Origin of the sequence: Bradyrhizobium sp. (genome assembly GCF_049586575.1) — a bacterium.
Classification (GTDB): domain Bacteria; phylum Pseudomonadota; class Alphaproteobacteria; order Rhizobiales; family Xanthobacteraceae; genus Bradyrhizobium.
The window spans coordinates 1-5009 of the sequence record NZ_JBAVCF010000616.1 but is presented as its reverse complement, the minus strand read 5'-3'; the positions used below and the strand labels follow the sequence as shown (position 1 = coordinate 5009).

6 protein-coding genes are annotated in these 5009 nt (G+C 60.0%); 3 read left to right on the top strand and 3 right to left on the bottom strand.

What is annotated here, in order from left to right:
• Positions 1-238: 238 nt before the first annotated feature.
• From WB528_RS22875 to WB528_RS22865, 3 genes are all read left to right on the top strand, one after another.
• The gene (locus WB528_RS22875; RefSeq protein ID WP_423890955.1) at positions 239-1570 is read left to right on the top strand and encodes a class I SAM-dependent methyltransferase; all 1332 of its coding nucleotides are present in this window, start codon (positions 239-241) and stop codon (positions 1568-1570) included.
• A 222-nt stretch (positions 1571-1792) separates the two neighbouring features.
• Positions 1793-2059, top strand: coding sequence for a hypothetical protein (locus WB528_RS22870; protein ID WP_423890953.1), 267 nt, complete (start codon positions 1793-1795; stop codon positions 2057-2059).
• A gap of 21 nt (positions 2060-2080) precedes the next feature.
• On the top strand, positions 2081-3313 hold the full coding sequence (locus WB528_RS22865; RefSeq protein ID WP_423890951.1) for a Zn-dependent hydrolase: 1233 nt from the start codon (positions 2081-2083) through the stop codon (positions 3311-3313).
• A gap of 35 nt (positions 3314-3348) precedes the next feature.
• On the opposite strand, the gene WB528_RS22860 is transcribed toward WB528_RS22865, so the two are convergent.
• From WB528_RS22860 to WB528_RS22850, 3 genes are all read right to left on the bottom strand, one after another.
• The gene (locus WB528_RS22860; protein WP_423890950.1) at positions 3349-4128 is read right to left on the bottom strand and encodes an enoyl-CoA hydratase-related protein; all 780 of its coding nucleotides are present in this window, start codon (positions 4126-4128) and stop codon (positions 3349-3351) included.
• Positions 4129-4201: 73 nt separating this feature from the next.
• Positions 4202-4417: a hypothetical protein gene (locus WB528_RS22855; RefSeq protein ID WP_423890949.1), complete on the bottom strand. Its 216-nt coding sequence runs from the start codon at positions 4415-4417 to the stop codon at positions 4202-4204.
• Positions 4418-4459: 42 nt separating this feature from the next.
• On the bottom strand, positions 4460-4702 hold the full coding sequence (locus tag WB528_RS22850; RefSeq protein ID WP_423890947.1) for a DUF2061 domain-containing protein: 243 nt from the start codon (positions 4700-4702) through the stop codon (positions 4460-4462).
• Positions 4703-5009: the final 307 nt, after the last annotated feature.

Here is a 5009-nt window from a genome sequence, read left to right as displayed (position 1 = left end):
CGGTCTGGCCAGGAATGCGGCTAAAGACCGGCGCGCGAACGTATAGTGTCGTTTGCGCGCCCGGGCAAGCGGCGCGATGGCCCGCTTGCTCGCAGGGTTCTTCGCAGGCCATCCGGTGGGCACATTTTGCGAGTGCCTGACCTAATATGCCACACTCAAGTTCAAGGCGACCCGGGAGACTTTTTCCGAAAATTGCGGCGCCTCCCATCAGCCCACAGAAGCGAATCGCGTTGATCAGATGAGTATGGTTGCCCCGACAGGTCGAAAAGCCACGAGCCGTCTCGATAGCTTCCGACGCCTGCTCACCCATATCCATCAGTCTATCTTGCCCGATCTGGGCTTCGTACTGTGGGACGGCTCCACGGTACCCGCCGATCTCCGCTCCGATGCGCTGGCCTTTGTCATCGCCGACGAGGGCGCCGTTGCCGCCATGATGCGGCGGCCAAACATCGACACGTTCCTCAATCTGTGGGTCACGTCACGATTCGATCTTCGTAACGGATCGTTCTTCGATCTCGCGGCATGCCGGCCGAAGACGCGCACCCGGACGCTGATGAAATCTTTCGACAAGCGATTGGCGGCCGTTACCCTGACAAGGTTTTTGTTCGTGCCGCGTGGTGGGCCCTGGCCGCTGGAAGCTGCTCGCCGAGGCAAAGTGCGGGTGGATGGCACTGCGGCGACTAACAAAACGAACATCCATTATCACTATGACCTGTCCAACCGGTTCTATGAACTCTTTCTCGACCCCGAGATGGTCTACTCCTGCGCCTACTTCAAAGATTGGAACAACGATCTTGCGACCGCGCAGGCCGACAAGCTCGAAATGATTTGCCGCAAATTGCGGTTGAGGCCAGGAGATACTTTCCTCGACATCGGCTGCGGCTGGGGCGCCCTCGTCTGCCACGCCGCCAGGCACTACGGCGTTCACGCCCATGGCGTGACGCTCTCGGAGGAGCAATTCACCTATGCCAAGGAAAAAGTAGCCCGGCTTGGACTCGAAGAAAGAGTGACGCTCGAGCTGCGGGATTATTCGCTGCTCGAAGGCCGTTTCGACAGGATCGCCTCGATCGGCATGTTCGAACATGTCGGTATCGCTAACCACCCGACTTACTTCAAGACGATCAACCGCCTGCTCAAGCCAGGCGGCCTGTACCTTCACCATGCGATCGCCCTCCGCTCGAAAAGCTTTGAGCGCTTTCGTCGCGGCCGCCGGCGTGATGCGGCAGCGGCCACGGCCATCGGCCGCTACATCTTTCCTGGCGGTGAGCTCGATCACGTCGGCATGTCGATCGCCAATCTCGAGATGCATAACTTTGAAGTGCATGACGTCGAAGCCTGGCGCGAGCATTACATGCGCACCACCCGGCTCTGGCATGATCGGTTGTCAGCCAACCGTGAAGTCGCGGAACGTGAAGTCGGCCGCGAGAAAACCCGGCTGTGGATCGCCTATCTCGCCGTGGTCTCGATCGCCTTCACGCAAGGCACGATTGGGATTTTCCAGACACTGGCCTCGAACCGTGTGCGCGGCCCTTCTGGTTTGCCGCCGACCCGCGCAGATCTGTACCGGTGAAATCGAGCAAATTTGTACGAGACTTGCCTCAAGTTCCGCGCGGCTGACGTTCAACGTCGCGCTCCATTCAGACGCCGATATCGCCAGACCTATTGACTTTAGTTCCCCGCCCCCGCTACCGAGCGGCGATGATCGACAGTGCAAGGACAGCTTGAACGGATGGCTCTTGAACCCCGCAGCTTGGCGATTCTGGCGACTCTGTTGTTGGCAGGATGCGGCGCTATGCCCAATATCGGTCTGCCGTCCATCAAGGAGAGGAACGATTTCAAGGGTAAACCGCTGAGTGCGGTCACGGAGCGGCTCGGTTTTCCGACTGATCAGGCGACCATCGATGGGCAAAAGGTCTACTACTGGCACGTCGGCGTAGCGATGCAGGAATGTCGTATCAGGGTTGTCATGGCCGGCGATGTCGTCGATTCCTATGACACATCAGGCGACGCATCGATCTGTTCGCCCTATCTGGCTCCCTCCCAACCCGTCGTTCAATAATCGACAGGCGGATTCGAACCGATGAACCACCATCGTTCCAAAGCCGACGGCGCGCGGGTGCTGGCGGACCTCAACGCGCTCCGCGCCATCGGCATCTACAAGACGGGCGTGCACCGGCCGACCTTTTCCGAACCGCATCTCAGATCGCTCGACTGGCTGGTTAATCAATTGCCGCAAGCGGACCTCGCCGGCGAGATCGACGGCATCGGCAACGTGCTCGGCATCAGCGCGAAGTCGGGATCCAAGCTGCTCGCAGGCTCGCATCTGGAAAGCCAGAATTTCGCCGGCTGGCTCGATGGACCGCTGGGTGTCGTCTACGCGCTGGAAGCCGCACGCGTGATCAATCCAGATCCAGCCGTCAAGGGCGCTGTGGAAGTCGCGTCATGGTGCGACGAGGAAGGACATTTCGGTCATTTTCTCGGCAGCCGCTCTTTTGCAGGCGACGTCACCGAACAGGAGATCGACGCAGCGTGCGATCGCACCGACAATCGCCCGATGCGCCAAGCGCTGCTGGCAGCCGGCCTTTCGGAGCGGCCGCGCATCACCGCGGAGCGTGGCCGGCACATCGGATATGTCGAAGCCCATATCGAGCAGGGACAGACACTTGAAAGCTCCGGGCTCGGCATCGGGGTTGTCACCTCCATCGTCGGCATCTGGCAATATCGGATCATCTTTACGGGCGAGCAAAACCACGCCGGCACGACGCGAATGAAAGATCGAAGAGATGCCGGTCTTGCGGCTGCAAGGTTGTGCGTTGCGATCGACGATCGTTTCCCGGCGGCCGCTGGCCCGCGAACGGTTTGGACGACCGGTCGCATCACGCTGGATCCCGGCGCGCCCAGCATCATTCCCGGCCGCGCGGAAATCCTGTTCCAGGTCCGCGACGATAACGCTGCCATCGTCGAACGGCTCGAAGCCCTGCTGCGCGAAATCGCAAGCGATACGGCGGCCGCGACCAACTGCAGCGTCGAAGTCGAGTGCATACGCACCGGCAGGCCCGCGATGATGAATGAGAAGTTTCAGCGTGCGATCGAGGAAGCCGCATCCGATTTCGCCGACGGCAAATCCATCCGCATGCCGAGCGGCGCCGGCCACGATGCCCAGGTTCTCGCCACGATCATGCCGGCGGGGATGTTGTTCGTGCCCTCGATCGGCGGCATCAGCCACCACTGGAGCGAGAACACCGACGATGCAGATATCGTCAGGGGCGCGGAGGTTTTCGTGGAAGCCTGCCGGCGATTGCTGTCGAACTGAAGCGCTCAGATGTCGCCGATAAACGCGCGAAGAATCTATTTTCCCTGCCAGCGCGGCGGTCGCTTTTCCGCAAAGGCCTTCGGACCCTCGACATAGTCGGCCGACGCGACCATCTCTCGCACTGCCGGATATTCCCGCTGCGCAACCAATGCCTCGGGGAGCGACACGTTCAATCCTTCCATCACCGCCTGTTTCGACGCCCGGATCGACATCGGGCTGTTCTGGCAAATCTGTTCCGCCCAGCGCTCGGCAGCACGGACCGATTCTCCCGCCGGCACCACCTCATTGACAAAGCCGAGTTCGAAACCTTCGCGCGCGGAAACGTGCCGGCCGGTCAGAATCATGCCCATCGCCCGCTTCAACCCGATCTGACGCGGCAGCCGTTGCAGACCGCCGGCCAACGCTGCCAGGCCGACGCGCGGCTCGGGAAGTGCAAAAGTTGCGTTTTCCGACGCAATGATAAGGTCGCAGGCCAAAGCGACCTCGAAGCCGCCGCCCATTGCTACGCCGTTGACGGCGGCAATAATCGGCTTGTCGCAGTGAAAGCGAAGCGTCAGTCCGCCGAAGCCGCTGGAATTCCAGCCGCGCTCGCCGCCCTCAGCCTGCCATTTCAGGTCGTTACCTGCTGAGAATGCCCGCTCGCCCGCGCCGGTGATAATAGCCACCCATTGATCGGGGTCAGCCGCAAACGCGTTGAACACCTCGTGTAGTTCGAAATGCGCAGGCTTGTGCAGAGCATTCATCACGGCGGGGCGGTTGAGCGTGACGATGGTGACGCGACCGTTGCGTTTCACGTCCAAAAATTCAAAACTCATGGCAAACTCCTTGATGCTTCCTCGTATGCTTATTCACATCGGCCTTCTGCTGGCGGCCGATTGCCTATGCTAACTATTGCGGCTGAATGACGTTGCAATTGGTGCGCCCGGACATCAGGCAATCCTGCATCTTGCTCGCCGCAGTCAATTCACGCGCTAACCAAAGTCCCACTACCAAAAGCACGACCGCAATTGCCAACCCCGCCATAGCCGGCGTGCGGTTTCCCTCGCGGTCACGCCTTTCAGGCTTTGGACTTTGTTTGGGATTTTCAGACTTGAGGTCACTCATCGGGGGACCTTCTTCTTTCCAGCTCTTCGCTTTGCCCCGAGATCATTCCAGCCTGCGGCGCCCCCAGGAAATAGCCGCCCAAACCCGCTCGTGAAGATAATACCACGCAATCTTGGTTATGATCTCAAAGCCTGCGATCGAGCCTGCTATCTCGACCCTCCCGGTAAAGAACCAGCTGATCGCGAACGTATCGAGGGTTCCGAGGGTTCGCCAGCTGATGGCCTTGAAAACCGATCTTGAATGCGTTTCTGCCCCGCGGAAAATCACCGGCGCGCTCTCCCTCATGATTAGTCTCAGCCTACCATGTGGCGGCTGTCTTCGGCTCCGCGCTTGTCATGCAGACGAGGCAAAGGCCCCGGCGGCGGCGGAAGTGACGAATCTGGCGAAACTTCTTGATTTCGCTATTTTATCACGCCTTGCCTGCTGTGCGGGCGGTTGCGTACCCATGTGGCATCCCGGTCGAAGTGATTGAACCGCCGCGGCTAAAAGCAATAGTCGAGGACGGAACCGCGAAACGACGCTTCAGGGCGAGCGTAGTTTGACGTAGAGAACGCTGAAAAATGGCTTATTTGCCAACCGGTGGATAGAGCGG

What these genes read in the sequence shown, in the direction of transcription:
- WB528_RS22875 (WP_423890955.1), top strand. Translation starts at nt 239, where the DNA reads ATGAGTATGGTTGCCCCGACAGGTCGAAAAGCCACGAGCCGTCTCGAT.
- WB528_RS22870 (WP_423890953.1), top strand. Translation starts at nt 1,793, where the DNA reads ATGCCCAATATCGGTCTGCCGTCCATCAAGGAGAGGAACGATTTCAAG.
- WB528_RS22865 (WP_423890951.1), top strand. Translation starts at nt 2,081, where the DNA reads ATGAACCACCATCGTTCCAAAGCCGACGGCGCGCGGGTGCTGGCGGAC.
- WB528_RS22860 (WP_423890950.1), bottom strand. Translation starts at nt 4,128, where the DNA reads ATGAGTTTTGAATTTTTGGACGTGAAACGCAACGGTCGCGTCACCATC.
- WB528_RS22855 (WP_423890949.1), bottom strand. Translation starts at nt 4,417, where the DNA reads ATGAGTGACCTCAAGTCTGAAAATCCCAAACAAAGTCCAAAGCCTGAA.
- WB528_RS22850 (WP_423890947.1), bottom strand. Translation starts at nt 4,702, where the DNA reads ATGAGGGAGAGCGCGCCGGTGATTTTCCGCGGGGCAGAAACGCATTCA.